Raw genomic sequence first — 23,998 nt, forward strand, 5'->3', positions numbered from 1 at the left:
CGGGGCGTCGAGTGAAGACTTCATGTCTTCTCATGGAGACCGGCTCACGACGTCCGCTCGGCGAGATTCTCCTGGAACAGGGAGTGCTCAACCGCGCCCAGCTCCGGGTGGGATTGGTGCATCACCATGAGGTGCATGTCCCGCTCGGGCGGGCGCTGGTGCGAGAGGGCCTCTGCTCCGAAGCCGACGTGCTTCGCGGACTCGCCGAGCAGTTCGGTGTGGACGCGGTGGACCTGGAACGGACCCCGCCAGACGCCAGGCTGCTGAACCACATCCCCGCTCGCGTGGCGCGCCAGTATCGGGTCGTCCCGCTGCGCATCGAAAAGGTGCTGCTGGACCAGGGCGAGCGGGAAGTGCTCCACATCGCGCTGCCCGCCCCCGTGTCGCTGGATGCGGTGGACGCCGTCCGCGCCGTGTCCGGAATGCCACGCGTCGAAGCGCACATCGCCTCGGACGCGGCGCTGGCCCGCGCGCTGGCCGACCTCTATGGCATCGAGACGCCCGCCGAGCCGCCCGCGCCCCCCTCACTCGCGCCCGGGGGCCCCCTGCTGCTCTATGGCTGGCCGCCCGTCACGGCGGTGCTCATCACCCGGCTGCTGGCGAGGAACGGCCTCCAGGCCCGCACCGCCACCCCCTTGGAGGTGCTGCACACCGGGCCGGAGGACGTCGTGCTCGCGCCCCTCCAGGCCATGGAGGGCCTGCTGGCCGGGGAGGTCCACATCCAGGGCGCCCTCATCGTCCACGGCAGCGATGACGAGAGCTTCGACCGGGTCCGCGAGCTCGGCGCACGCGGCTTCCTGGCCAGCCCCCGGGACGAGGAGCTCCTGCTGCGCGCCGTCCGCCGGCTGAGGCCCGACCCCGGCTCGCCCGACTCGGTCCCTCCCTCGCACTGAATCCCACCTGGACGCCGATGGGGCTCGATTCGCGCGCGGAGTGGGATGAAGACTCACCCGGTTCGAGAAAAATCCGGGCCTCGATTCTCAAAAAATGAAGGGGCCAAGCAACTGCGGCAGCGGATCACGGAAAATGGGGACAGATGGCGTCCTTCCGGGCGCCCCCGAATCTCGCTGGAGCCCCCATGTCCCCCCGCATTGGCAACCGTCCGCAGCCGCCCCCGCCGCCGCCGCCCCCGCCCCCGGCTCGCGACACCCGGCCTCCTGCCCAGGGTGGACGTAACGGCCCGCGGGTTGACACCCAGGCCTCCGCGTCCGGTTCGGTGGAGCAGCCGCGGCACAGCGCGCTGAGCGGCCAGTCCAGCTTCACGGCCGGCGGTGCCCGCGCCGATGTGAGCGGCACCGGCCCCGGTGGCATCGACACGCGCGCCCACGTCCAGGGTCCCACGTTCTCCGCGGATGCGCAGGTGGACGCGGACATCGGCCTGTCCGGCATCGACGTGAGCGTCGACATCGACATCGAGGCCAACCTCATCGAGGCGGGCGCCGGGGCCTCCAAGACGGTCGAGTTCGAGATTGCCGGCGAGGAGTACTCCGTCGAACTGGACCTGGAGGCGCTGGGCAAGATTGGCGCCGAGGGCAGCATCGAGCTGGACCTGCACGTGGGCACCGACGGCAACGTGTCCATCAACGCCGCGGCCTCCGGCTTCGCGGGTGCGCAGGCGAGCCTCACGGGCTCCATCGAGCTGAAGCACGAGGACAACACGCTCGCGTCCGGCAGCATCACCGCCAGCGCCAGCGCGGGTGTCAGCGGCGACGCGCACGCCAACATCGGCATCGAGAACGGCAACCTGGAGTTCGACGTTGGCGTGGAGGCCACCGCGGGCCTGGGCCTGGGCGTGGAAGTCGAGGGCTCCGTCAATGCCGGCAACGTGCTGAAGGCCGTGGGTGAGACGGCCGCCGCCGCCGGTGGCGAAATCCTGGAGAACGTGGTCGACGGCGCCATCAACGCCGGCGGCGCGGTGGCCGACGCGGCGGGCAAGGTCTTCACCAACGCGGCGGACGCCGTGACGGACTTCGCGGGCGACGTGGGCAACGGCATCAAGAACGCCTGGGACAAGGTCTTCTAGAGGTACCCACCTCACGCCCCCGCCGCTAGAATCGGTGCCCATGGCCGTCTCCAAGCTGGCATCCTCCGCCGCGCGTCTCATGAAGCAGGGTCTGCTGAAGGAGGCGGCCCGAGACTTCGAGCGCGCCATCGAACAGGACCCGAAGGATGCCAGCGCGTTGCTGGGGCTGGCCCGGTTGCGGCTGGCCCAGCACGACGAAACGGCGGCCCGCGCGGTGCTTCAGCGACTGGTGGCGCTGCACCCCACCCACCCGGAGGCGCTGAGCCACCTGGCCCGGCTGGACGCGGAGAAGGGTGATGCGCGCCAGTTGGACCTGCTGGCCGCGCTCGCCGCGCAGCCCAAGGCGGGCTTCTTCGAGGTCATCAACCACGGCCGCGCCCTGCTGGGGCATGACCGGTACGCCGCCGCCATCCCCGAGCTGGAGCGCGCACTGGCGCTGCAGCCCGGCAATGCCCAGACGCTGACGTACCTGGGCATGGCCCTCCAGGGTGACAAGCAGTTGGACCGGGCACTGCGGCGCTATCAAGAAGCCGCGGAGGCCAACAAGACGGAGCACCTGCCGCTCCAGCTCGCCGCGCGTGTGCAACTGCTGCAAGGGCACGTGGGCGCGGCCATCGTCACGCTTCGGCAGGCAATCCTGCGCAGCCCTCGGGAGACGGCCCTCTTCCGGGAGTTCGCCTCACTGTGCTTGATGGCCGGCGCCCCCGAAGCGGCGATGCGCGCCGCCATCGAGCTGCGCCTCCAGCTCCCCGACAGCGCGGACGCCATCTACCTGCACGGCATCTCCGCCTTCGTGGCCGGCAAGGACGAGGACGCGGACCGCATCCTCCGCGAGGCGCTGGCCAAGGCCCCGGAGTCCGCGCCCGTGCGCGTGGCGCTGGCCAAGGTGCGCCGCAAGCTGGGTGACGACGCGGAGGCCCAGACACTGCTCGAGGCCGCCGTGGCGGCGGACCCGTCCGAGGCCGGCGCCGCCAACGATTTGGCGGTGCTGCACCTGTCGCGTCCCGGTGGTGCCGCCGCCGCGCGCGCCATCCTCACCGAGGCCTTGAAGCATCACCCGGATGACGCGGGCGTCCACCTCAACCTGGCGCTGGCCCTGGCGGACAGCGACAAGGCCCAGGCGCTCACGCACGCCAGGCGCGCCCAGGCGAGCACCCACCGCGACATCCGCGAGCAGGCCGAGCGGCTCATCACCGCCCTGAGCCCGCACTGACGCGGCCTTCGCCGCGCGGCTAGCCCTGCTGGAGCAGGCCCAGCACGCCCAGCACCTCGGGGTACACCTTGTTGGCGAAGTAACGGCCACCCGCGACGGTGAAGTGCACGCCGTCCGCCATGCGCAGGCGCATGGGCTTGCGGAAGCCATCCACCCGGGCCTGACTCAGCGCTCGCCCCTTCGCGTCGGTGAAGAAGGGGCGCGTGTCCAGGTGCACCGCATCCTGTCGGGAGGAGATGACCTCGCGCTGGAGGGCGCGGATGATGCGCAGCTTCTGTTCGAAGCGCTTGAGCCCCGTGGCCGGCAGCTCCAACCAGACAATCTTCCGGCCGGGCGAGGAGAGCACGGTCAGGAAGTCATTGATGCGCTGACGGTACGCGGCCTCCCACTCCGCATGTCCCCAGTGGATGGCCTTGCCGCCCTGGGTGTCCTGGAGCGACTGCCCGTCGTTGCCCCCGAGGATGACGACGACGACGTCCGGCTGGTGACGCTCCACCTCCTCGCGGCCCACGTCCATCCAGTCGAAGAAGTCCGGACGGGCCAGGCCCGTGGAGGACTTGGCGCGGCGGGCCGACTGGATGCGCGGGTGCGCGTCCAACTGGGCCTGGAGGTACTCCCCGAAGCCGGTGGCGATGAGGCTGTCCCCCAGCAGCAGCACCTTGTGCTTGCGCGCCACTTCGGGCGACGGAGCGGGAGCCTCCGGTGCCGCGGCGGGCGCAGGCACGGCCGTGGGCGCCACGGTGGAGGGCGACGGCTCCTGCACGGAAGCAGCGGGCGCGGGCGTCGCGGAGACAACGAAGAGGGTGACGAGCAATCGCGTGAGACGGTTCTGCATTGGCGCCCGAAAGGTAGCGATCCCCACGCCTTCCGTACATCCCCCTGTCGGTCCGAACGTGCCCCGCACCGCCCCTGCCGGGCTGCGTCAGGCGGCGCTGCTCTCCATTTCGGGCACCGCCGGCGCGTCCAGGGCCGCCAACCAGGGCCGCAGGAGCCCCGCGCACGCCTCCGGGTGCGTGAAGTAGGGCACATGCCCCGCGCCCCGCAGCAGGTGCCGTGGCGTTCCCGGCGGCAGCGACGCGGCCAGGCGCTCCACCGTGGACGGCGGCACCAGCACGTCCCGCGTCCCCTGGATACAGACGCAGGACACGGGCAGCCTGCGCAGCTCCGGTGGGGGCGCCTCGCCCCGGATGGCCAGGGCGCGATGCCAGGTGGAGCTGCGCTCCAGCGCCGTGGTGGGCACGACTTCGGGCACACGGGAGAAAGACACCGGCGTCCAGGCCGCGAGCCCCGCCGCCACCGCACCCGGCCGGGCCCACCGGGCGATGGGGCCCATCATGCCAATGACGAGCCCGCGCACGCCCAGGTGCTCGGTGCGGGTAAAGGCGCCCAGGAAGGCCACGCCTCGCGCCGCGCCAGCCGCCGCCAGATGCGCGGCCACCATGCCTCCGAAGGAGCTGGCCACCACCGCGTCCACATCTCCCACGGCCCGCAGCACCTGCCGCGCCAAGGCGCCCGCGCCGCACGCGGCCGCCTCACCTTCGGGGTACTCCACCAGGATGGGACGGGCCCAGGGCAATAACTGGTGGGCCAGCGCCTGGAAGCCGGAGCCACGCGCGCCCAGTCCGGGCAGCAGCAGCACCCGAGGCCCCCGCCCCTGCCCCCACTCCATCCACTGGACCTCTCGACGCATGCCTCTCCTTCGCGGGACGCGGCGAGGAACACCGCCAGTGCGCCGGTTCTGCCCGGCCCGTCCGTCAGCATGCCCGGCGGGCAGGCCGCGATGCCAGTGAGGCGCTCAGGCCCCCAGGGTGCGCAGCGCGGGGACGCGGCCCAGGCCCAGGAAGGCGCGCGTGCGCTCATGGTGCGGATTGGCGAGCACCCGGGCGGGCGGGCCCTCTTCGATGATGTGCCCGCCGTGCAGCACCAACACGCGCGAGGCCAGCTCGTACGCGAAGCGCATCTCGTGGGTCACCGCCACCAGGGTGAGGCCGTCCGAGAGCAGTTGCTCCAACAGGTCAATCAGCGCCCCCACCCGCTCCGGATCCAACGCGCTGGTGGGCTCGTCCATCAGCAGCACCTCCGGCTCCATGGCCAGGGCCCGGGCAATGGCCACCCGCTGCTGTTCGCCGCCGGAGAGCTCGGAGGGGTACGCGTCCTCGCGGTGGGACAAGCCGACCTTCGCCAACAACGCCCGGCCCCGCTCGTTGGCCTCTGGCCGGCCCATGCCCTTCACGTGCATGGGGGCCTCCGTCACATTGCCCAACGCCGTGCGATGCGCGAACAGGTGCCACTGCTGGAAGACGAAGCCGACGCGGCGGCGGATGCGGCGCACCTTCTCGCCCTGCGCGCGAACATCGCCCGGTGCCAGCGTGTCCGGCCCCACGCGCACCACGCCCCCGTCGAAGGACTCCAGTCCGTTGAGGCACCGCAGCAGCGTGCTCTTGCCTCCACCGGAGGGGCCCACCAACGCCGTCACCTCGCCCGGGGAGAAGACGGCGTTGATGCCCTCCAGCACCGGCCGCCCCTCGTAGCGCTTGCTCAGCTTCTCGACTTCAATCATCCGCGCTCCAGCCTCGCTTCCAGGTGCCTCGCCAGCCGGGACAAGGGATAGCTCATTGCCAGGTACATCAATGCGCACAACGCGCCAGGTATCAGCCAGCTTCGAACATCCACCGCGGTAATCGTCATCCGCTTCGTGAGCTCCACCACGGAGATGACGGATACCAAGGAGCTGTCCTTGAGCAGCGCGATGAAGTCGTTCGCCACCCCAGGCAGCGCTACGCGGAAGGCCTGGGGGAGGATGACCCGCCGCAGCGCCAGCCGCAGGGGCATGCCCAGTGCCATCGCCGCCTCCAGCTGCCCTCGTGGCACGGCCAACACGCCCGCCCGGTAGACCTCCGACTCGTAGGCCGCGTAGTTCAGGCCCAGCCCGAGGATGGCCGCGCTGATGGGGTCCAACCGGAGCACTCCGGCCAGCCCGTAGTAGAGGACGTAGAGCTGAAGCAGCACCGGCGTGCCGCGAAACAATTCCACATAGGCCGTGGACAGCCGGGCCGCCCAGCCAGGCCCGTACAGCCGCGTCAGCGCCAGCCCCACGCCCAGGGGGATGGCCAGCACCATGGCGCCCACGGACACCAGCAGCGTCACGCCCGCGGCCTGGAGGAACAGCACCAGCTGTCCCCAGCCCATGCGCGCCGTCTGCGTGGGCGCCAGCACCTCGCGGGTCTGCGCATCCGTCCAGTCGACCATGCGCTGCTGCTCGGCGTTGTCGATGCCCCAGCGCTGGAAGATGGCGCGCAGCTCGCCCGAGCGAGCGATGTTCCCCAGCGCCGTGTCCAGCGCCTCCCGCAGGTCCTCCTCACCGGGCCGCACGGCGATGGCGTAGTAGCCTTTCCCCACGTCGCCCACCCCCCGGAGCCCTGGACGTGGCTGCCCGTAGCGCTGCGCGATGATGTCGTCCATCAACACGGCGCGCACCCGCCCCTGCTCCAGGTCGATGTAGGGCTCCTCCACGCCTTCGTAGGGAACCGCCTCCACGCCGCTGCGCTGGAGCAGGTCCCACGCCAGGGAGTTGGCCAGCGTCCCCACCCGCTGGCCCTTCAGCGCATCCAGCCCGGTGACGGCCGCATCGTCCCGCCGCGCCAGCAAGCGCAGGTGGAAGACGTAGTAGGGCCGCGTGAAGAGGATGCGCCCGGAGCGCGACGGCGTGACTTCGAGGCCGTTGAGCGCCACGTCGAACGAGCCGCGCTCCAACGAGGGGACCAGGCTGGACCAGTCGTTCTGGACGAACCGGGCCCGAACCCCCAGCTCACGCGCCAGGGCCTCCGCCAATTCCACCTCGAAGCCTCTCATGCCCCCCGGTGCGTCCGGGTCCTCCGTGGCGTAGGGCTCTCCACCCTGGGCATCCGCACCCCAACGCAGCTCCCCCGTGCGGCGCACCCGCGCCAGTCCCGAGTCCTGTTCCGCGCCACACGCGCTCAGCAGCGCCAGCAGCGCCAGCACGGAGGGCAGGAGGAATGAAGGCCTGATTGCCTGGGACAGTGACGGGCTCCTTCTGGCGTGTGCGAGGCCCCCCGCCATATGCCAGGAGCCGCCCCACCGCCAGTCGCTCCTGACAGCGCCGCCCCGCACTGGTAGGCCGATGCCCCTGAGTGGCATTCCGCCGGCTCCGGAACCTGGGGGTTTCGATGCCGTGGTGGAGCCGATCCCTGACACGCGGGGAGCATCACGCCCTGCCCTCCATCCCCCACAAGACACGCCTCTTCCTGGTGCGCTCCAGCGTGGCCACGGGCCTGTCGTGGCGGGCCTCCTTCCGCGCGCTCCCGCACGGGCCCGCCTCCCGCGTGGCGCCCCTGGACGAGTTCAGCCTGCCGCTCACCCTCCTGCTGGCGTTCCTCATCCTCCACGAACCCCTCACCTGGCGGATGGGTGTGGGCGTGACGCTCATGGCTGGGGGTGCATTGCTGACGTTGAAATGAACCCCGGGTGCAATGGGATGAAGCAATCCCACCCACCCTGTCGCAGGTGCGAGCATGACCCGGCATTCATTTTCCAGACGCTGGGATTTTCCGTAGGTGCCCGGTCTAGAGTGCGCGCCCGAGGAGCGACGTTGTCATGGATGCGTTCAAGGTTCTGGTGGTCGACGATGAGCAGCCCATCGCACGCGCGCTGCAGCGTCTGTTGAAGCGAGAGGGATTCGAGGTCCAGATTGCCTTCAACGGCAACGAGGCGCTGGAGCGGCTGGAAGGGTTCAGCCCGGACATCGTGCTGACGGATTTCCGGATGCCAGGAATGACGGGCAGCGAGCTGCTCCAGCGCATCAAACGCAGTCATCCGCTGGCCCTGCGCCTCATCATCTCCGGCTATGCGGACTTCAAGTCCGTGGTGGCCTCCGTGAACGAGGGCGAAATCTGCCGGTTCATCAGCAAGCCCTGGGACGACGCGGAGCTGGTGACGTACCTCAAGGGCCTGCTGCGGCACCGCGAGACGATGGCGTGCCTCTACGCCCCCTTCCGGGAGGCGCCGGACGGCGTGAACGCGGAGGTGGGCATGTCGGCCGCGTCCATGGTGCTCAAGGTGCAGGTGGCCGACCCGTCCTTCCCGGCGGACCAGGCCGTTGCGCTCATCGAGCGCTTCGCGGGCCTGCTGGCCGACGACCGCCTCAAGGTGGTGGGCGGATTGCTCAAGCGCTACGGCGGGCGCCTGTCCTTCATGGCGGACGTCGGTGGCCCCCAGCGACTCCGGCTGGAGGTGCCGATGCCCACCCTGGAAACCGTCAACGCCCTCCGCCCAGGCGCGAGCGACGCCTGACAGCGACGCAGCCCGCCCCACATCGGCGCCCCCCCTGCCTGACAACGCCTCGCGCGGTCCGGGCGCTCGCGCACCACCGCGCGCTGGATGTCGCGGGTGCCCGGGAGCTGCTCGACCGGGCCATCCAGTGCAGTCAGAAGCCCTCCATGGCGCGGCTGGCCGACCTGGCCCGCACGCCCTTCCGCAAGCCGGAGGACGCGCGGTTGCTGGAGCAGGGCCTGGGGGCGCTGCGCGATTCGGGCGCGCAGGACCTCGCGCTGCTGCGCCACATCGAGGGACGCTTCTACCTGGAGCAGGTCGCGCACAGAGGGCAGGCGCTGGCCGACGCCTCCAGGCTGCCGGCAGCGGGCGTGAGCGCGCACAAGGCCCGCGTCTACAGCTACACGTCACTCATCCTCGACGCGGGCCGGACGGGCGAAGGGGCTGGCGCTCTTCGCCGAGGAGCACGCCATGCCCGCGCCGGAGCGGTGCGTGTTGGGCGTCGCGGTGGATGATGAGCGGACCTTCGTCGTTGCCCGGGACGCGGAGGGGCGCCTCCTGGTCCACCACGACCCGGGAAGGAGGGCGCCGGAGGAAGGCGTCGAAGACCTGGTAACCGACGCGGTGAGGAAGGCCCTTCGCGCCTGCCCCAGCGTGGACGTCCTCGCGCGGCCGCCGGTGCAGGGGCGCGCGGGGCTGCTGCCGCCCGAAATCGCCTGGTCCGACCGGGTGGGCGGCCTGACCGATACGCCGCCGTCCCAAGCGAACGCCCAGCGGCTCATCGTGACGGACGTGCTGGCGCCCGCGTCGCTGCACCCGCCCACGCTGCGCGCGTGGAACCCGGCCAGCGAACTACCGCGCGTCCGCCCCCGAGGCTCCCTCAAGGGATGGAGCCGCCGGCACGAGCCCGCTCAGCGTCTCCACGTACGTGGCGGCCACGCGAAGGAAGCGCGCGCCCTTCACCCCGGTGAGGTACTGCCGCTTCATCGCGCGCGTCGCGCCCACGTAGAACATGGCGCGGCGGATGCGCTCGTTCTCTCGGGCCGAGCGCTCGCGGGCACCGGCCATCCACTGCTCCGCGGTGTCCAGCGCATCCAGGCCCGCGAAGAAGACGATGGGGCATTCGTGCCCCTTGCAGGAGAACACCGTGGTGGCGCGCACGTGGTCCACGCCGCTGACGCGGAAGTCCGTCACGTTGCGCCCGCCCTTGCCTCCGTAGGCCTCCGCGGGCACGCCCGCGCGCTTGAGCGCCTCCGTGTACTGGGAGGGCATGACGGGGGCCACCACGAGGATGTCACTGGGGTGGACGCCCTCCTCGCGGATGAGGCGGGCCACCTCGCGAGCCACCTGCCGCGCCTCGCTGGCGCTGGAAGCGAAGCCGCGCACCTGGGGCAGCACGCCGCCGCGCTCGGTGGACTGCACGCGGAAGAGGCCCTCCAACGTCTCCTCCGGAAGCCAGACGAGCCCCTCGCGCGCCAGCTCGCCCACCTTCATGTATTCGCGCATGCCGGGCTCGGCCGCGGCGTGCTGGCGCAGCGGGTCCAGCACCACGTTGAAGGCCACATCAAGGATGTCCCGGGTAGCGCGGAACGTCTCCTTGAGAACGCGGGTGCGGCCACGGAACGACAGCCCCTCGGGCAGCTGCTCCTTGAGCGCGTCGATGGGCACCTGGCCGTAGACGTTCTGCGAGTCGTCCATGAAGAGCTGGAAGCAGCGCACCTCGCGCCCGTCCGGCAGCGTGTCCGGACGCACCAACGTGTGGAGCATGGCCAGCGCCTTGGCGTCCATGTCCTGGGCCTCGTCGACGAAGACGCCATCGAAGGAGGCGGGGGCATGGCGGCGCAGCGCCCCCACGTGCAGCACCGTCACCCGCGCGCGCAGCTCACGAACCCGCAGGCGGCCCGCGCGCTGGGCCAGCGCCTCCACCAACAACTTGTCCACCAGCGGGGCCAGCGCACGGTTGAAGAAGGACACCAGCACCTGCGCCTCGGAGTGCTCCAGCAGGTAGCGCGCCACCCAGTGCGCCAGCACGTACGTCTTGCCGCTGCCCGCCACGCCGCGCACCAGGTGGTGCCCGTCGTCGAAGCGGCGCTCGAAGAGGGACACCTGCTCGTGCGTGAAGAGGGGCTTGCCGGGCCGCGCGCCCGAGATTTCCGCGCCCAGGTCCACCGGCACCGGCGGGGGTGGCGGCGGCGGCGCGCGCTGCGGCATGGGCAGCGGCTCCAGGCGCAGCGGCTCACCAGGGTGCACACGAAGACGCGGCAGCAGTGACAGGAAGCGCTGGGGAATGGTGGCGGCGCGCGCCTCGTCGCGGGAGGCCAGCACCAGCAGGTAATCCTTCGCGCGGCTGGCGGCCACGTTGAGCATGGGCACCAGTGTGTGAGGCGGAAAGGGCCTGCCTCCGGCGACGGTGTCCACCAGCACCACGTCGTACTGGGTGCCCTGCTGGCGATGGATGGTGGACGCACTGAAGACGTCCCCGCGCAGGCCCGCGGCATTGCCCAGCCGGCGCAGCAGCGCGGCCTGCGCGCGGTAGGGCGTGACACACAAGACGCTGAGGCCAGAGCGCACCGCCTCGCGCGCCAGGGACACGGCGAGGTTGGCGGACAGCTCGCGCTGGTAGCCGGAGCCCGTCTCCCCGCGGCCGTGCGTGAGGCGCTTTGAATCTCGCGTGAGGCCGTCCAGCACCACCCAGCCCGCGCGCACCGAGGGGAACGCGGCCACCGGAGCGGGCCGCTCCGCGCGCTGCTTGACGACGTCGCCATCCTCCAGCGCGCCGCCGTAGCAGAAGTGGCTCACCACCTTCGCGATGTCCGGGTGCATGCGGTGCTGGGTGCGCAGCAACAACACATCCGCGCGCGCCGCGTCCTTCACCGCGTCTTCCAGGTGCGACAGCCCGCTGCCGCGAAGCCACTTCTGCGTGCCCTTGCCCGCGCCCTCCGCGGCGCGGCTCACGGGGCCAATCTGCTTCGGGTCTCCCGCCAGCGTCACCCGCTCCGCCAGCGGCCCCATCAACGCGGTGGCCACGCGAGTCACCATGCCGGCCTCGTCCACCACCAGCCGCGCGAAGTGCCGCTTTCCCTCCAGCTCCGACACCAGGCGCAACGCGCGGTGTACGGTGACCACCACCAGCGGGCAGTCCCCCTTCTCCACTTCCTTGAGCGTGGGGTCCTTCACCTTGCCGCGCAGTCCGCGCAGCTCCGCCTGGAGCTTGGCCAGCTCATGGGCGGGGCCGCCTCGCACCCGCTGGAGGATGAGCTCCCGCTCCCGCTCCTCGATGCTTGCGCGCAGCTTGCCGCCCTTGGTGTCCTCCAGCATGACGGTGGGCAGCTTCACCAGCGCCTCGCTCGCGCCGGTGCCACCACGGAAGATGCTGCGCGCCAGGGGCCGCAGCGGAATGGGCTCGCGCTCCAGCAGCGCGCTGACGCGGAGGACCAGCTCGTCCGCGGCGCGGTTGGTGGGCGCCACCGCGAGGATGCGCTCGCCCGGGAAGGCGCGCAGCGCCCGCGCGATGAGGTCCGCCACCGCCGTCGTCTTGCCCGTACCGGGAGGTCCCCAGATGCAGCCCCAGGGCTGGCGCCACAGCCGGTCGGCCGGAATCAGGGCCTCGTCCTGAGGCGTCAGCGTGGCCGGAGGCGCCTCCCCACAGGCGCGGCGCAGGGACTCGGCGAGGGCGTCCTGCCGCTCTTCGTACGCGGAGGCCGCCGCGCACAGGGCCTCGGCGAAATCGTAGGGCCGATAGCACCAGCGGTCCGCGGACAGCGCGCGGCGGTCCACGTCATCACCGTGGCTGGGTGCGGCGAACACCCGCCCCGATTCGAAGTCCAGGTGGACGACGTCTCCGCCGAAGACGCACTCCTCCCCCAGGAAGCCGAGCACCGAACCTCCCGACCAGTCCGGATCCGCCGCCGGACGCGGGATGAGCGACAGCACCCCTGGTCCCTGGAGGCTGACCTCGCGCACGTCCTGCAGCAGCTGCGCGCGGTACTGGCTGCGCTCGGACAACAGCGCCTCCCGCAGGTCCTCCGGCAGATACGCCGGCGGAGCCCAGAGCTCGCGGCGCTTCCCGGTGGCCACCGCGGCGCGCATCGCCTCGCGCTCGGCAGGGCTGACGTCCTCGGGCGCGGAGACATCGCGCGACGGAACGTCCTCTCCGCCTTCCCGTCCCCGCGCCATCCGCGAGACGAGCAGCAACGGATTCGGCGCCCGGGCCACGTCCGCCTTCGCCTCGGTGGGCTCAGGGGCCTGGGGCGGCTCCACCCGCACCGCGTTCTCGGTGCGCCGCAGCGCCACGTCCTCCTCACGTGGAGGCTCGGGTGCCTGGAACGTGTTGCGCCAGCGCGGCACTGCCCCCACCCGCCGGGGCGGAGCGGCTTCGGGCGGCGGCGCATCGTCGTATTCGACATGCAGCTCGCGCGTGGACGCAGGTGCCTGCGAGCCCCCGTCTCCGGGCTCGGCCGCCTCGCCCGCACGTCCCGCCTCCGGCCCCCGCCTCATCGGACGCGCGGCCTCCACACCTCGCCGCGCACCGGCCCTGGGCCACCGGTGCCACGCGGGGCCGTTACATCCGGCAGGGCTGGAGAAGACGCTGCGGCTGCCATGGCGAACACTCGCGAAGCCTACACTTCATGACCTGCCCACCCGAACAGGTCGCCACATGTAAGAGGCCGGCCAAGGTAGGGGAGGCTTGGATCGCCGTCAATGCGCCACACCCAGGGTGCATGCGCGGTGGGTAGGAAGGCAGGCCGCCCCGGTGTACACCCTCTCCAGCCGGGCTTGCTTCCGCGTCCTCCCGATGTTCTGGGTGGAAGCCCCCCGCCCTCCTCACCGACATGGCCCATTCGACGCGCTACGCCCATCCCTTCCTGCCTACCACCCGTGCCGACATGCAGGCGCGCGGCTGGGAGCAGTGCGACATCATCATCGTGACGGGGGACGCGTACGTGGACCACCCGGCCTTCGGGCCGGTGCTCATCGCGCGCTTCCTGGAAGGTCGCGGCTTCAAGGTGGGCCTCCTCCCCCAGCCGGACTGGCACTCGGCCGAGCCCTTCAAGGCGCTGGGGCCGCCGCGCCTGTTCTTCGGCGTGGCCGCGGGCAACCTGGACTCGATGCTCAACCGGCTGACGGCCCAGAAGAAGAACCGCTCGGAGGACCAGTACAGCCCCGGCGGGCAGACGAATTGCCGGCCGGACCGGGCCACCATCGTCTACGCGCAGCGCTGCCGTGAGGCCTACCCCGACGTCCCCATCATCCTGGGTGGCATCGAGGCCAGCCTCCGCCGCATCGCCCACTTCGACTACTGGAGCGAGAAGGTGCGCCGCTCCATCCTCTTCGACGCCAAGGCGGACCTGCTCGTCTTCGGCATGGGCGAGCGCCCCATCATGGAAGTCGCGGACCGCATGCGCCAGGGTGAGCGCATCCAGGACATCCGCGACGTGCGCGGAACCGCGTACACCATCAACGACGAGGAGATGCGCGCCCTGGAGGCGGACCCGGCCCGGCGCGCCGCGGACCGCAAGACGGTGGTGCTGCCGTCCTACGAGCAGGTCATCGAGGACAAGCACGCCTTCGCGGTGATGAGCCGCGACTTCCAGATGGAGACCAACCCGGGCAACGCGCGTCCGCTGGCGCAGCGCCACGGCAACCGCGCCATCTACATGAACGCGCCCGCGCTCCCGCTGGAGGACGGCGTGGGCACCGCGGGCGCCGAAGGCAAGTCCGTGGCCATGGACGAGCTGTATGACCTGCCCTTCAACCGCGTACCGCACCCGATGTACCGGGAGCGCATCCCCGCCTACGAGACGGTGAAGCACTCCATCGTCCTCATGCGCGGGTGCTTCGGCGGCTGCACCTTCTGCTCCATCACCGAGCACGAGGGCCGCGTCATCCAGAGCCGCTCCGCGGAGAGCGTGCTGCGCGAGGTCCGCGCCCTGCGCCGCATGGGCGACTTCCGGGGCACCATCACCGACCTGGGTGGCCCCACCGCCAACATGTACAAGCTCAAGTGCAAGAGCGAGGACATCGAGAAGCGGTGCCGCAAGCTGTCCTGCGTCCACCCGGGCGTGTGTGAGAACCTCCAGACGGACCACGGGCCGCTCATCAGCCTCATGCAGGACGTGCGCAAGGAGGACGGCGTCAAGCACGTCTTCATCGCCAGCGGCGTGCGCTACGACCTGGCGGAGCGCTCGCCGGAGTACGTGAAGGAGCTGGCCGCGCACCACGTGGGTGGGCAGCTGTCGGTGGCGCCGGAGCACGTCTCCCCGCGCGTGCTGGAGAAGATGAAGAAGCCCGGCATCGAGAGCTTCGAGCGCTTCCAGCAGATGTTCGCGTGCGCCAGCGAAGAGGCCGGCAAGGAGCAGTACGACATCCCCTACTTCATCAGCGGCCACCCGGGCTCCACGCTGGAGGACATGGTGGAGCTGGCGCTGTGGCTGAAGCAGAACGGCAAGCGGCCCCGGCAGGTGCAGGACTTCATCCCCACCCCCATGGCCATGGCCACCGCCATGTACTTCACGGGCCTGGACCCGCTGAAGATGGAGCCCGTCTACACGGCCCAGGGCCTGCGCGAGAAGCGGCTCCAGAAGGCGCTGCTGCTCTACTGGAACCCGGAGCAGTGGCCGCTGGCGCGAGAGGCGCTGAAGCTGGCCGGCCGCGAGGACCTCATCGGCCGCGGGCCCCACGCGCTCGTCCCGCCGGAGTCGCCCGGGGAGGCCGCGCGCCGGCAGCGTGCCGAGCGCGACACCGGCGCGGGTGCCTCCGCGCCGCGTCATGAGGCCACGCCCCGGTCCGGACCGAATGGAACCGCGCGTCCCCGGGCGCGCCGTCCCGGTGGGCCTCGCGCCCGCTGAGCGCCCTGGAACCTGGGAGCCCGAACGCGCGGTTTGAATAAACCGCCGCGATTTTCGTCGGGCCTCCCACCATGCTCAGCCTCCTCTCCGCGTTGTGGCTCGCCACGGCTCCCGTGACGACCTCGGAACAGCCCGTGGTCCGCCCCCCGCCTCCGCAGTGCGTGTTCTCCCAGGGACGCTCGGTGTGCGGCTACCAGTGCAAGACGACCGGAACACAAACAGCCTGTGCCCGGACGCCCTACGGCATCTGTGAGGTCCTGGTGGGAGGCGTGCACTGTTGGGACCCGCCCCTGGTCGCCATCCAGCACCCGCCCACCACGAGCGCGAAGCCGGAGTGCAAGGAGAGCCGGGGCCAGGTGGCCTGCGGCTACAACTGCCGCCAGTTCAACGGCGAGGTGGCCTGCAACCGGACGCCCTACGGCGTCTGCTCCACGAACTTCAACACGCTGACCTGTTGGGACCCGCCGGACGCCGTCATCCACCAGTACGGCGCGGAGACGCCCGCGCCCCGCTGCCTCAACGCCTCCGAGGACATGGCCTGCGGCTATGACTGCAAGGCCACGCGCACCGAGGTGCAGTGCGCCAACACGCCGGACGGCGTGTGCCGGCTCGACAACCAGCGCTTCACCTGCTTCGACCCGCCGTCGCTGCTGCACTGCGACCACAGCGCGCCGCCGCCGCCCCGGCGCTGAGAGCATACGTCCAGCGCGTGTGGCTCGGCACGCGAGTCATGCCCGCGAAGGGGAGGCTCAGGCCCCCCTTTGCGGCGCTACACGGCTCCGGATAGGGTGCGCCGCCTTTCGCGACATCGCGACACACCCAGGAGCACGAAGACGATGGCCAGGACGACCCAAGAGCAGACCCAGGAGCGCCACGCGTTTCTGCTCGACCTCTTCCGCCAGCAGCCGGACATCAGCAGCAAGGAGGCGCTGGAGTCCTTCAAGGACAAGTTTGGCGGCACCATCAACATGAAGACGTTCAACCAGCTCCGCGAGCAGGCCGAGGACGAAGCCGCGTCGGCCGCCGCCGCCGCGCCCGCCCCCGCCCCGGAAGTGGAGCCCGAGCCCGAGGCCGAGGAGACCGAGGCGACGGTGGACGACGCCGCCGCCCGTCTGAAGGCCGCCGCCGCGGCCCCCGAGGCCATCAACGGCGCGGCCGGCGCCCCCGCCAAGAAGGCCAAGGCGAAGGGCAACGGCCCGAAGAACATCTTCGTGGACGCGCCCAAGGAGCACCTCACCTTCCTGGAGGGCATCATCCAGCAGTTCCAGGAGGCCGGCGCCGCCAACATCCGCATCGACCACGCCACGGACCGGTGGATGGTCGTCGTGGTGGACTCGAAGTAGCAGGACCGTCCCGGGCCAGGCGGAGTGCCCGCCTGGCCGGGAGGCGCGCCGTCAGCGCTCGGCGGACGGCGCCAGCATCTCCAGAGGAAGCAGCGCGGAACGGGACAGGCTGCTCACCTCCAGCGCCGGGCCCGCTCCACTCACGCGCGCCCCCTGGAATCCCGTGGCGTCAGCGGCGCCCTCTTCCCACGCCACGAACCAGGCCGTCCCGTCCCACACCACCACGGGCGCGCGTGACGTCGCCCCGGCGGGCAACACGACGGGCACATCGAGCAACTGTCCATCCAGGCTCACCCGAGCGGCCAGCATGCCCGGCGTGCCGGAGAGATTCTCACTCCAGACCGCCAGATAGGCATCGGTGCCCCGCGCGGCGGCGACCGGAGGCTTGTGGCCCCACGGGCGCGTGAGGCGCAGCGCCGGCCTGTCCTTCACCGTGTCATCGTGCGTCACACGGGTCGCCAGGATTTCGTGCGGGCCGAATTCGTCCGTGCCTGTCGTCGTGCCCGCGTAGGTGACGAGGAACTTGTGGTCTCCGGCCGCCACGGCGGGCGCGATCTCCTGCTGGAAGTCCCCCGTGGAGATGGTGAAGCTCGAGCCCAGGATGCTTCCGTTGTCCCCCACCCGGACACCGCGCACGCGGTGGATACCCTGCCGGGTGGCATCCCAGACGACGAGCGACTTGTTGCCACTGGGCGCCACCCGCGGCAGCGTCTGCTCGTCCGCGCCCGTGGCGATTCCGAAGGCCGCGGGCCCGTCCAACGCGAGGTTCTTTCGGAAACGGGCGCCGTAGACATCGGCGGTATCGTTCTTGTCGTCCTGCCACACGACGAAGAAGTGGTTGCCCGTCCACGTCACGTCGGGGACGGTTTGAGCGCCCTCACGGACGACGAGCGGGACACCGCCAGGCCCATCCAATCGGATGCCGTCTTTCGTCACCCGGTTCCCAAAGAGGTCCGGCGTGAGGGTTCCACCCCGCTCGTCACTCCAGACGACCAGGAACTCCTTGCCGTCCCAGGCCACGGCCGGGCTGATGGCCATGTTGGAGGCGGAGACGGAGAGCTGCGTGCGCTCGGACACGTCTCCGTCGGACGTCACACGGATGGCGTTGATGATGCTCTCCACATCGCCGACGAAGGGGAAGGCGAGCAGACACAACTCGTGCGCACAGGCGATGCCTGGAGGCCCTCGCACCTCATCGGAGCCGAAGACGACGAACCGGCGGCGCACATCTCCGTCCCGCTCCACATGGGCGGCAACCAGACCGGAAGCGCTGACCCAGGTGACCAGGAAGAACTTTCCGTCCCAGGCCACTCGAGGCTGCCCGCCATCGAACCCGCTGCCCGCGTTGATGGGAAAGCCCCCCGGGTCCAGCACCTTCCCCTTGGGTGTCACCCGCGCGCCGAAGACGCCCCCCTCGCGTTCGTCCTGCCAGACGACCAGGAACTGTTTTCCATCAAAGGCCACGCCTTCGCCCGGCCGCCCCGTGGGCGGACGCTTCCCGATGTTCCTTCCCATCTCGGACGGTCCGGCCCGCCCGTCCAACGCCTCCCAGACCGCCTCCGGCACGCCTTCAGGCGCGTCGTCCAAGGGCATACCGCAGGCGGACAGCATCACTCCCAGCAACATGCTGCTCCACCGCGCCACTCGCACGGGCTTCCACTTCCCCTGACGCATACGTTGCTCCCCTCTGGTTCGACAGGCGGCAACCTCAGGCGCGCGCGGTGACGCAACAATCCGCCCGGTGGGGAGGGAAACGCATCCGTCACGGCGCCCTATCCATCCCGTCGGGTCCCTTCCGGGACGCCCTCGCGCCAGCGGTTGTCACCGGTCCACCACCTCGCCACCCAGGGAGTGGTCCACACGGCCTCCCTTGTGGATGAATGGCGCGCGTGATGCGCACGCTCCTCATCGCCTCCGTCCTGCTGGTCGCCACCGCCTGCTCGCGCGCCAGCGCCACGCGTCCTGGTTCCGCCGTGGAGCAGCCTAGCGTCCAGGCGCCGCTTCCCATCGAGTGGTCCTCGCCTCTGCACCGAGAGCATCCGCTCACGGGCCGCATCTGGGACGTGAAGGCGGCCCGCTTCGTGGACGCGAACACCCTGCGCCGCTCGCTCGCCCAGGCCCGCTTCGTGGTGCTGGGAGAGCGGCATGACCAGCCCGACCACCACCAGCTCCAGGCGTGGCTCATCCAGGCCCTGACCGAGGGAGGCCGGAAGCCCGCGCTGGCCTTCGAGATGCTCGACGTGGGGCAACAAGCGGCGGTGGACGCGGCACTGGCCCAGGCCCCGCGGGACACGGAGGCGCTCGCGCTCGCTGTCAACTGGGCGGGCAGTGGCTGGCCGGACTGGGCCCTGTATCGGCCCGTGTTCGCGGCCGGGCTGGAGGCGGGGCTTCCCATCGTCGCCGCCAACCTGCCGCGCGCGCAGGTGAGGGATTTGGTGATGCGCGGCCCGGAGGCCCTGGCCCCCGAGCTGCGCCAGCGCCTGTCTCTGGACACGCCGCTGCCCGAACCGGTGGAGCAGGCGATGCGCCAGGAGCAGGACGAAGCCCACTGTGGTCATCTGCCCCAGGAGATGCTCGGTCCCATGGTGCAGGCCCAACGTGCACGGGATGCACACCTGGCGGACCGGCTGTCGAGCGCGGACACGGGCCAGGGCGGCGTACTCATCACAGGCAATGGCCATGCACGGACGGACCGGGGCGTTCCCGCGCAGCTCGCGGCCCGTGCGCCCGGCCAGGACGTGCGCTCCGTGGGATTGCTGGAGGTCGACCCGAAGCTGCCCGAGCCGGCGGACTACGCGGCCTCTTTCGGCGCGCAATCCCTGCCCTTCGACTACGTCTGGTTCACGCCGGCGGTGCCCATGGAGGATCCGTGCGCCGCGCTCCTCAAGCGCCCCAAGAAGTAACTCCCGGGGCGCGAGGCGTGACATGGCCAACACGTCTGGGATTCGCCGGACATCGTGGGCGGCAACCTGTTGCTCCAGGTGCGCTTCTAAGGACGACCGCGCTCACCCACCACGCAGCACCGTGAGAGCGCGCTGGAAGTCCTCGGGCAATGGCGCCTCGACGCGGACTGGCTGACCCGTAGCGGGGCTCGGCAGCTCCAAGGTGAAGGCATGCAGCGCCTGCCGGCCCAACGCCCGCGCCGCGGCATGCGCGCGTGCCTCCGGCGGACCGTAGAGTGAATCCGCCAGCACGGGGAACCCGGCCTCGGAGAGCTGCACGCGAACCTGGTGCGTGCGGCCCGTATCCAGGTCGACCTCCAGCAACGCTGCATCCGCGAAGCGCTCGCGAACCTCGAAGGAGAGCGCCGCGCGACGCGCGGAGGGCACGCGGGTGGTGAAGCGCCGAGGGTCCGACGGATCTCTGGAATAGGGCCCCTCCAGACGTCCCCGCGCGGGCGGCTGTCCCAACACCAGCGTCCAGTAGCGCTTGTCCACGCGCTTCTCCTGGAAGGAGCGCAGGAGCGCGGCGGCGGCCGTGTCCGTGCGTGCGAAGGCCAGGCAGCCACTCGTCTCCCGGTCCAGGCGGTGCACCACCCCGGGCTGGGCCAGTCCCTCCACATCGAAGGGCGGCCGCTGCGCGGCGAGCAACCCCACCACGGAGGCCGCGCGCCCTTCCGGCTCCACCACGATGCCCGGAGGCTTGTTCACGATGACCAGGGCCGCATCGTCATGAAGCACTGGCAGCACCGGCCCTTCAGAAGAAGCCACCGGCGCGGCGCGTGGCTCGGGCCTTTCGAGCTCAATCTCTTCGCCGCCCCACAGCTTGCGCGTGGGCTGGCACTTCTTGCCCCGGATGCGAACCGCTCCCGAATCAATCAGGGCACGGGCCCGCTCCAGGTTGATGCCTGGGACCTGCTTCGACAGGAAGCGGTCGAGCCGCTCACCGGCGGCCTCACGAGGAACCTGGACCTTCTGCAGTGCCATGCGCTTCCCGTCCCTCAACGCGAGGGGCGAGTCAACGGCCTTGGGCGGAGTCCCCACCGAGCCACACGGGAGCATGGCTTGCGGACGACGAGGACGGCCCGGAAGATGGCGAAGAATCGACCCGGCCCGGCCCCGTGAATCCGACCTGCCCCACATGTCATACGCCCCACCCTGGCGCCGAGGCAGGCCCGCGACGCACCTGCGCCGCCTGCGGTGCGGACCTCACGCCCGGCGCGCAGACGCGAAGCACACCGCTGGAGCCGGACCTCACGGGTGAATCCCTGGCGGGCTTCCAGCTGAACGCCCGCCTGGACACCGACGCCACGGGCTGGCTGTACGCAGCGGAAGGCCATGTGGGTCCATGCGTGGTGAAGGTGATGTCTTCCTCGGTGACAGCGGATGCGGAGGCGCGAGCGCGCTTCCACCGGGAGGCGGAGACACTGCGGAGCCTCCGCCACCCGGGCATCGTCCGCGTCCTGGCGGTGGGCGAGGAGCGCGGCCACTGCTGGTACGCCCTGGAGCCCGTGATTGCGCCCGACCTGGAGACGAGACGGGACCGGGTGAACGCACTGCCCTTCCAAGAGGTGGAGCAACTGGCGCTGCGGCTGCTCGACGCGCTCGGCGCCGCGCACGAAACAGGGCTTGTCCACGGAGACGTGCGGCCCCAGAACATCCTGCTCGCGAAGGACGGCGCGATGCTGACGAACTTCGGCCTGTCGCTCGTGCCTCCCGGTGCCCATGGCTACCAGGCTCCCGAGCAACGACAGTGGGGCCGCGCCGTCCCGCAATCGGACCTGCATGCGCTGGGGCGCGTCCTGCACGAGGCGCTCACGGGAGGCATGCCGGAGACGCAGCCACTCCCCCAGGGCGTGCCCCGGCACCTGCGCCGGTTGCTGAAAAGCCTGCTCTCGGAAGCCATCCAGGACCGCCCCGACAGCGCCATCTCCGCGCGGCGACTGCTGACCCAGCGTGCGCCGCTGGGCCCTTTGGCCGTGGGCATCGCGGCGCTGCTGGCGATGCTGATGTTCCTGCTGCTGCGCGCGGCGTGAGCGCCTCCCGCTCAAAGGCCCTGGAGCTGGACACCGGACATGCGGTGCTTGGGCTTGCGGCGGATGAAGCGGTTCGCATCGCCGCGCCGGTAGCAGGTGATGAGGCGCTCCTCGTCATTGAGCAGGACAATCCACCCACGCGCCTGCCGTGCCACATCCAGGTTCCGCCAGGCCCACGGCAGCTCCCGCTCCAGCACCGTGACGTGCGTCATGCCCGTCGCCCGGGTCCGGATGCCAAACTCCAGGATGAAGTCGAGCACATCGTCGCGAAGCTGCCGAAGCGAGCTGCGCTCGACGAAGTGACGCGTGGCGGAAAACCCAGGGGAAACGGGCGGACGGCAAACGGGCATGGCGTGGACCTCCTGTTGCCAGGAGGCCATTACACATGCCGTTCCAACGCTTCATTCCCAAGATTCCGCGCACTTGGTCGGCTCCGACACGGCGGACGAATGACATTCCGTCAATTCCCGTGCAGGCGTGTGACAGCAAGGCGCGGACGCCCCGACGCCGGCCCTCCCTGGCCGCTCCGGACACATGGTGTAGAAGGCCCGCCATGCGTTCCGTGCCGAAGCCGCCCCCCGGTGAATTGCTCCAGGATGCCACTCGTGCCTACGTGCGCGGATATCGCACGGCGTCCCTCTGCGCCGGCATCACCCAGGGAGGCGTGCATCACGTCGAAGCGCTGCGGAGCAAAGGCGCGCCGCCCTCTGAAAGCGCCCTCTTCGCGCTGGGCGAGCTGACCCCGGTCTTCACGGGGGCCCTCCTCGCGTTGCTCGTGGACCAGGGCAAGGCACGGCTCGACATGCCCCTGTCCGAGGTGATTCCCCGGTCGCTGCTCGCGGATGCCACGGCGGGCCGCATCACCCTGGAGCAACTGGCGACACACACCTCGGGAATGCCCCACCTGCCTCCCAACCTGGAGCAGAACGCCCAGACGATGGAGGACCCTTTCGGCCATTACGACGCGAGACACTTCGGAGAATTCCTCCAGACCTATCAGCCGGAATGGCCGCCGCCGCGCCGCTATGCGCCCTCCATCCTGGGCATGGGGGTGCTGGGCCACGCGCTCTCCCGGCGCGCGGGGGTCAACTACGGACACGCGTTGAGGGACCTGCTCTTCAAGCCCCTGGGCATGGCCGACACCACGCTGCGCGTGTCCGAGGAACAGGAGCCGCGCCTGACGCCCGGCCACACGGCGCGAGGCAAACCCATCCCCCAATGGACCTTCCCCGCACTGCCGGGAGCTGGCGCCGCCTACTCCACCGCCCCCGACCTGCTCCGCTTCCTCGATGCGAACCTCGGACGGGGCGACGCGGGCGTCGTGCGTGCCCTGCAGCTGACCCATGTGCCGCGTGCGGAGGCGAACCCTGGGAAGATGGGGCTCGGATGGAGCGTGACGCAGGTGCGCGGTCAACCGGTGGTGTGGCGCGCCTCCGTCATCCGGGGCTACACCAGCTTCATGGGCTTCGCCGCTGGAGCGGACGCGGGCGTGGTGCTGCTGGCGAACCATGGCTGGTCCTTCTTCTCCGCGCTCCGTGGGCGCATCCCCCTGCAAGCCCCAGGGCTCGAGCTGCTGTCCCGCCTCCTCCCGACGGAGGCATAGGTTCGGCGCCCGCTGCCGGGGGAGTCCGCCCCACGCGATTGTCTTTCCCTCGTCGGGCGCGGCGAAGCTGAACGCGGTGCTGGACTTCGTGGGCGCCCGGAGAATGAGCGCCCGCCCGCAGACAACGAAAGCCTGACGCCAGGAGAGGAGCCGTGGCGCGTGCTCAGGGCGAGCGGCGCAGGGGCAGCAAGGCCCGGAGACGTGCGTCCCGCAGGAACAGCCCCGCCCAGGCGAAAACGCCCACGAGGATGGGGGCGATGAACGGCTCGGACAGACGCACGTGCGTCGAGGTGGCGCCGCCGAGGTAGCCCGTAACGAGGATGGCGCCCAAGACGGCCGTCCGCGGCACCGCGTAGAGCACCATGCAGAGGAGCTCGGTGATTCCAATGGTCAGCAACACCGAGCCAGGGTAGCCAGACTTCTCGAATCCCTGGATGACTTCGGGTGACTGACCCAGCTTTTTCGACGCGCTGAAGGCCAGCGTGGCGACGACGAGCGCGGTGAAGATGCGTCCCAGCCAGAGCATCCATCTCTTGGCGGCAGGGGCGGACTGCGTGGAGGCCGGGGAGGCGGCGGAGAAAGTGCTCGACATGAGAGAGACGCCCTGGGTGGAAGTGAGACCTGGAAGCCTCGCCGATCTAACGACCCCACACACTTCTCCACAAGGGACGAGGCGCAGCGAACACGCCCATTCGGGGAAGGAT

The 23,998-nt window shown here is 70.8% G+C and carries 21 protein-coding genes; 12 read left to right on the plus strand and 9 right to left on the minus strand.

Annotation, left to right across the window (positions count from 1 at the left end; translation table 11 throughout):
- Positions 1 to 32: 32 nt before the first annotated feature.
- From BLU09_RS14275 to BLU09_RS14285, 3 genes are all read left to right on the plus strand, one after another.
- Positions 33 to 893 carry a GspE/PulE/PilB domain-containing protein gene (locus BLU09_RS14275; protein WP_244171718.1) on the plus strand — a complete coding sequence of 287 codons (861 nt, stop codon included), beginning with the start codon at positions 33 to 35 and terminating at the stop codon, positions 891 to 893.
- Positions 894 to 1,078: 185 nt separating this feature from the next.
- Positions 1,079 to 2,023 (plus strand): Circumsporozoite protein, encoded by a 945-nt coding sequence (locus BLU09_RS14280; protein WP_244171719.1) that lies wholly within the window; start codon positions 1,079 to 1,081, stop codon positions 2,021 to 2,023.
- 40 nt (positions 2,024 to 2,063) lie between these two features.
- Positions 2,064 to 3,236, plus strand: a complete 1,173-nt coding sequence (locus BLU09_RS14285) for a tetratricopeptide repeat protein (RefSeq protein ID WP_090490106.1) — start codon at positions 2,064 to 2,066, stop codon at positions 3,234 to 3,236.
- 19 nt (positions 3,237 to 3,255) lie between these two features.
- Here the strand turns inward: BLU09_RS14285 and BLU09_RS14290 are convergent, their stop codons facing one another.
- The 4 genes from BLU09_RS14290 to BLU09_RS14305 form a co-directional block, all read right to left on the minus strand.
- Positions 3,256 to 4,140, minus strand: coding sequence for an SGNH/GDSL hydrolase family protein (locus tag BLU09_RS14290; protein WP_090490107.1), 885 nt, complete (start codon positions 4,138 to 4,140; stop codon positions 3,256 to 3,258).
- A gap of 18 nt (positions 4,141 to 4,158) precedes the next feature.
- On the minus strand, positions 4,159 to 4,926 hold the full coding sequence (locus BLU09_RS14295) for an alpha/beta fold hydrolase (RefSeq protein WP_090490108.1): 768 nt from the start codon (positions 4,924 to 4,926) through the stop codon (positions 4,159 to 4,161).
- A gap of 105 nt (positions 4,927 to 5,031) precedes the next feature.
- Positions 5,032 to 5,796, minus strand: a complete 765-nt coding sequence (locus tag BLU09_RS14300) for an amino acid ABC transporter ATP-binding protein (RefSeq protein WP_090490109.1) — start codon at positions 5,794 to 5,796, stop codon at positions 5,032 to 5,034.
- A complete protein-coding gene (locus BLU09_RS14305; protein WP_090490110.1) occupies positions 5,793 to 7,238 on the minus strand; it encodes an ABC transporter substrate-binding protein/permease in 1,446 nt (481 codons plus the stop codon). Before BLU09_RS14305 ends, BLU09_RS14300 begins: the two co-directional genes overlap by 4 nt.
- A 185-nt stretch (positions 7,239 to 7,423) precedes the next feature.
- On the opposite strand from BLU09_RS14305, the gene BLU09_RS14310 reads away from it, so the two are divergent.
- The 3 genes from BLU09_RS14310 (at position 7,424) to BLU09_RS39365 (ending at position 9,040) form a co-directional block, all read left to right on the plus strand.
- A complete protein-coding gene (locus BLU09_RS14310; protein ID WP_090490111.1) occupies positions 7,424 to 7,714 on the plus strand; it encodes an EamA family transporter in 291 nt (96 codons plus the stop codon).
- Positions 7,715 to 7,850: 136 nt separating this feature from the next.
- Positions 7,851 to 8,546, plus strand: coding sequence for a response regulator (locus BLU09_RS14315; RefSeq protein WP_090490112.1), 696 nt, complete (start codon positions 7,851 to 7,853; stop codon positions 8,544 to 8,546).
- 146 nt (positions 8,547 to 8,692) lie between these two features.
- On the plus strand, positions 8,693 to 9,040 hold the full coding sequence (locus BLU09_RS39365) for a hypothetical protein (protein ID WP_244171720.1): 348 nt from the start codon (positions 8,693 to 8,695) through the stop codon (positions 9,038 to 9,040).
- Positions 9,041 to 9,377: 337 nt separating this feature from the next.
- Here the strand turns inward: BLU09_RS39365 and BLU09_RS14325 are convergent, their stop codons facing one another.
- The gene (locus tag BLU09_RS14325) at positions 9,378 to 13,022 is read right to left on the minus strand and encodes an AAA family ATPase (RefSeq protein ID WP_090490113.1); all 3,645 of its coding nucleotides are present in this window, start codon (positions 13,020 to 13,022) and stop codon (positions 9,378 to 9,380) included.
- 335 nt (positions 13,023 to 13,357) lie between these two features.
- On the opposite strand from BLU09_RS14325, the gene BLU09_RS14330 reads away from it, so the two are divergent.
- The 3 genes from BLU09_RS14330 to BLU09_RS14340 all read left to right on the plus strand — a co-directional run bounded on the left by BLU09_RS14330 (position 13,358) and on the right by BLU09_RS14340 (position 16,716).
- A complete protein-coding gene (locus BLU09_RS14330; protein ID WP_090490114.1) occupies positions 13,358 to 15,373 on the plus strand; it encodes a YgiQ family radical SAM protein in 2,016 nt (671 codons plus the stop codon).
- 71 nt (positions 15,374 to 15,444) lie between these two features.
- Positions 15,445 to 16,065 (plus strand): hypothetical protein, encoded by a 621-nt coding sequence (locus tag BLU09_RS14335; protein WP_090490115.1) that lies wholly within the window; start codon positions 15,445 to 15,447, stop codon positions 16,063 to 16,065.
- 144 nt (positions 16,066 to 16,209) lie between these two features.
- Positions 16,210 to 16,716: a hypothetical protein gene (locus tag BLU09_RS14340; protein ID WP_186817818.1), complete on the plus strand. Its 507-nt coding sequence runs from the start codon at positions 16,210 to 16,212 to the stop codon at positions 16,714 to 16,716.
- 51 nt (positions 16,717 to 16,767) lie between these two features.
- Here BLU09_RS14340 and BLU09_RS14345 read toward each other — a convergent pair whose 3' ends face one another.
- Positions 16,768 to 18,390, minus strand: a complete 1,623-nt coding sequence (locus tag BLU09_RS14345; RefSeq protein WP_244171721.1) for a hypothetical protein — start codon at positions 18,388 to 18,390, stop codon at positions 16,768 to 16,770.
- 218 nt (positions 18,391 to 18,608) lie between these two features.
- Here BLU09_RS14345 and BLU09_RS14350 point away from each other — a divergent pair, with 218 nt between their 5' ends.
- Complete coding sequence (locus BLU09_RS14350; protein WP_090490117.1) at positions 18,609 to 19,619, plus strand: ChaN family lipoprotein; 1,011 nt, start codon at positions 18,609 to 18,611, stop codon at positions 19,617 to 19,619.
- Between the two features lie 102 nt (positions 19,620 to 19,721).
- Here BLU09_RS14350 and BLU09_RS14355 read toward each other — a convergent pair whose 3' ends face one another.
- Positions 19,722 to 20,642, minus strand: a complete 921-nt coding sequence (locus tag BLU09_RS14355) for an RluA family pseudouridine synthase (protein ID WP_090490118.1) — start codon at positions 20,640 to 20,642, stop codon at positions 19,722 to 19,724.
- Between the two features lie 134 nt (positions 20,643 to 20,776).
- Between BLU09_RS14355 and BLU09_RS14360 the strand changes: the two genes are divergently transcribed.
- A complete protein-coding gene (locus tag BLU09_RS14360) occupies positions 20,777 to 21,691 on the plus strand; it encodes a serine/threonine-protein kinase (RefSeq protein ID WP_090490119.1) in 915 nt (304 codons plus the stop codon).
- Between the two features lie 11 nt (positions 21,692 to 21,702).
- Here BLU09_RS14360 and BLU09_RS14365 read toward each other — a convergent pair whose 3' ends face one another.
- Entirely contained in the window at positions 21,703 to 22,071 is a 369-nt protein-coding gene (locus BLU09_RS14365; protein ID WP_090490120.1) for a hypothetical protein, read from the minus strand.
- A 173-nt stretch (positions 22,072 to 22,244) separates the two neighbouring features.
- Between BLU09_RS14365 and BLU09_RS14370 the strand changes: the two genes are divergently transcribed.
- Positions 22,245 to 23,294: a serine hydrolase domain-containing protein gene (locus tag BLU09_RS14370; protein WP_244171723.1), complete on the plus strand. Its 1,050-nt coding sequence runs from the start codon at positions 22,245 to 22,247 to the stop codon at positions 23,292 to 23,294.
- A 163-nt stretch (positions 23,295 to 23,457) separates the two neighbouring features.
- Here the strand turns inward: BLU09_RS14370 and BLU09_RS14375 are convergent, their stop codons facing one another.
- A complete protein-coding gene (locus BLU09_RS14375; protein ID WP_090490122.1) occupies positions 23,458 to 23,820 on the minus strand; it encodes a DoxX family protein in 363 nt (120 codons plus the stop codon).
- Between the last annotated feature and the right edge of the window lie 178 nt (positions 23,821 to 23,998).

This window comes from Myxococcus virescens (assembly GCF_900101905.1).
Taxonomy (GTDB): domain Bacteria; phylum Myxococcota; class Myxococcia; order Myxococcales; family Myxococcaceae; genus Myxococcus; species Myxococcus virescens.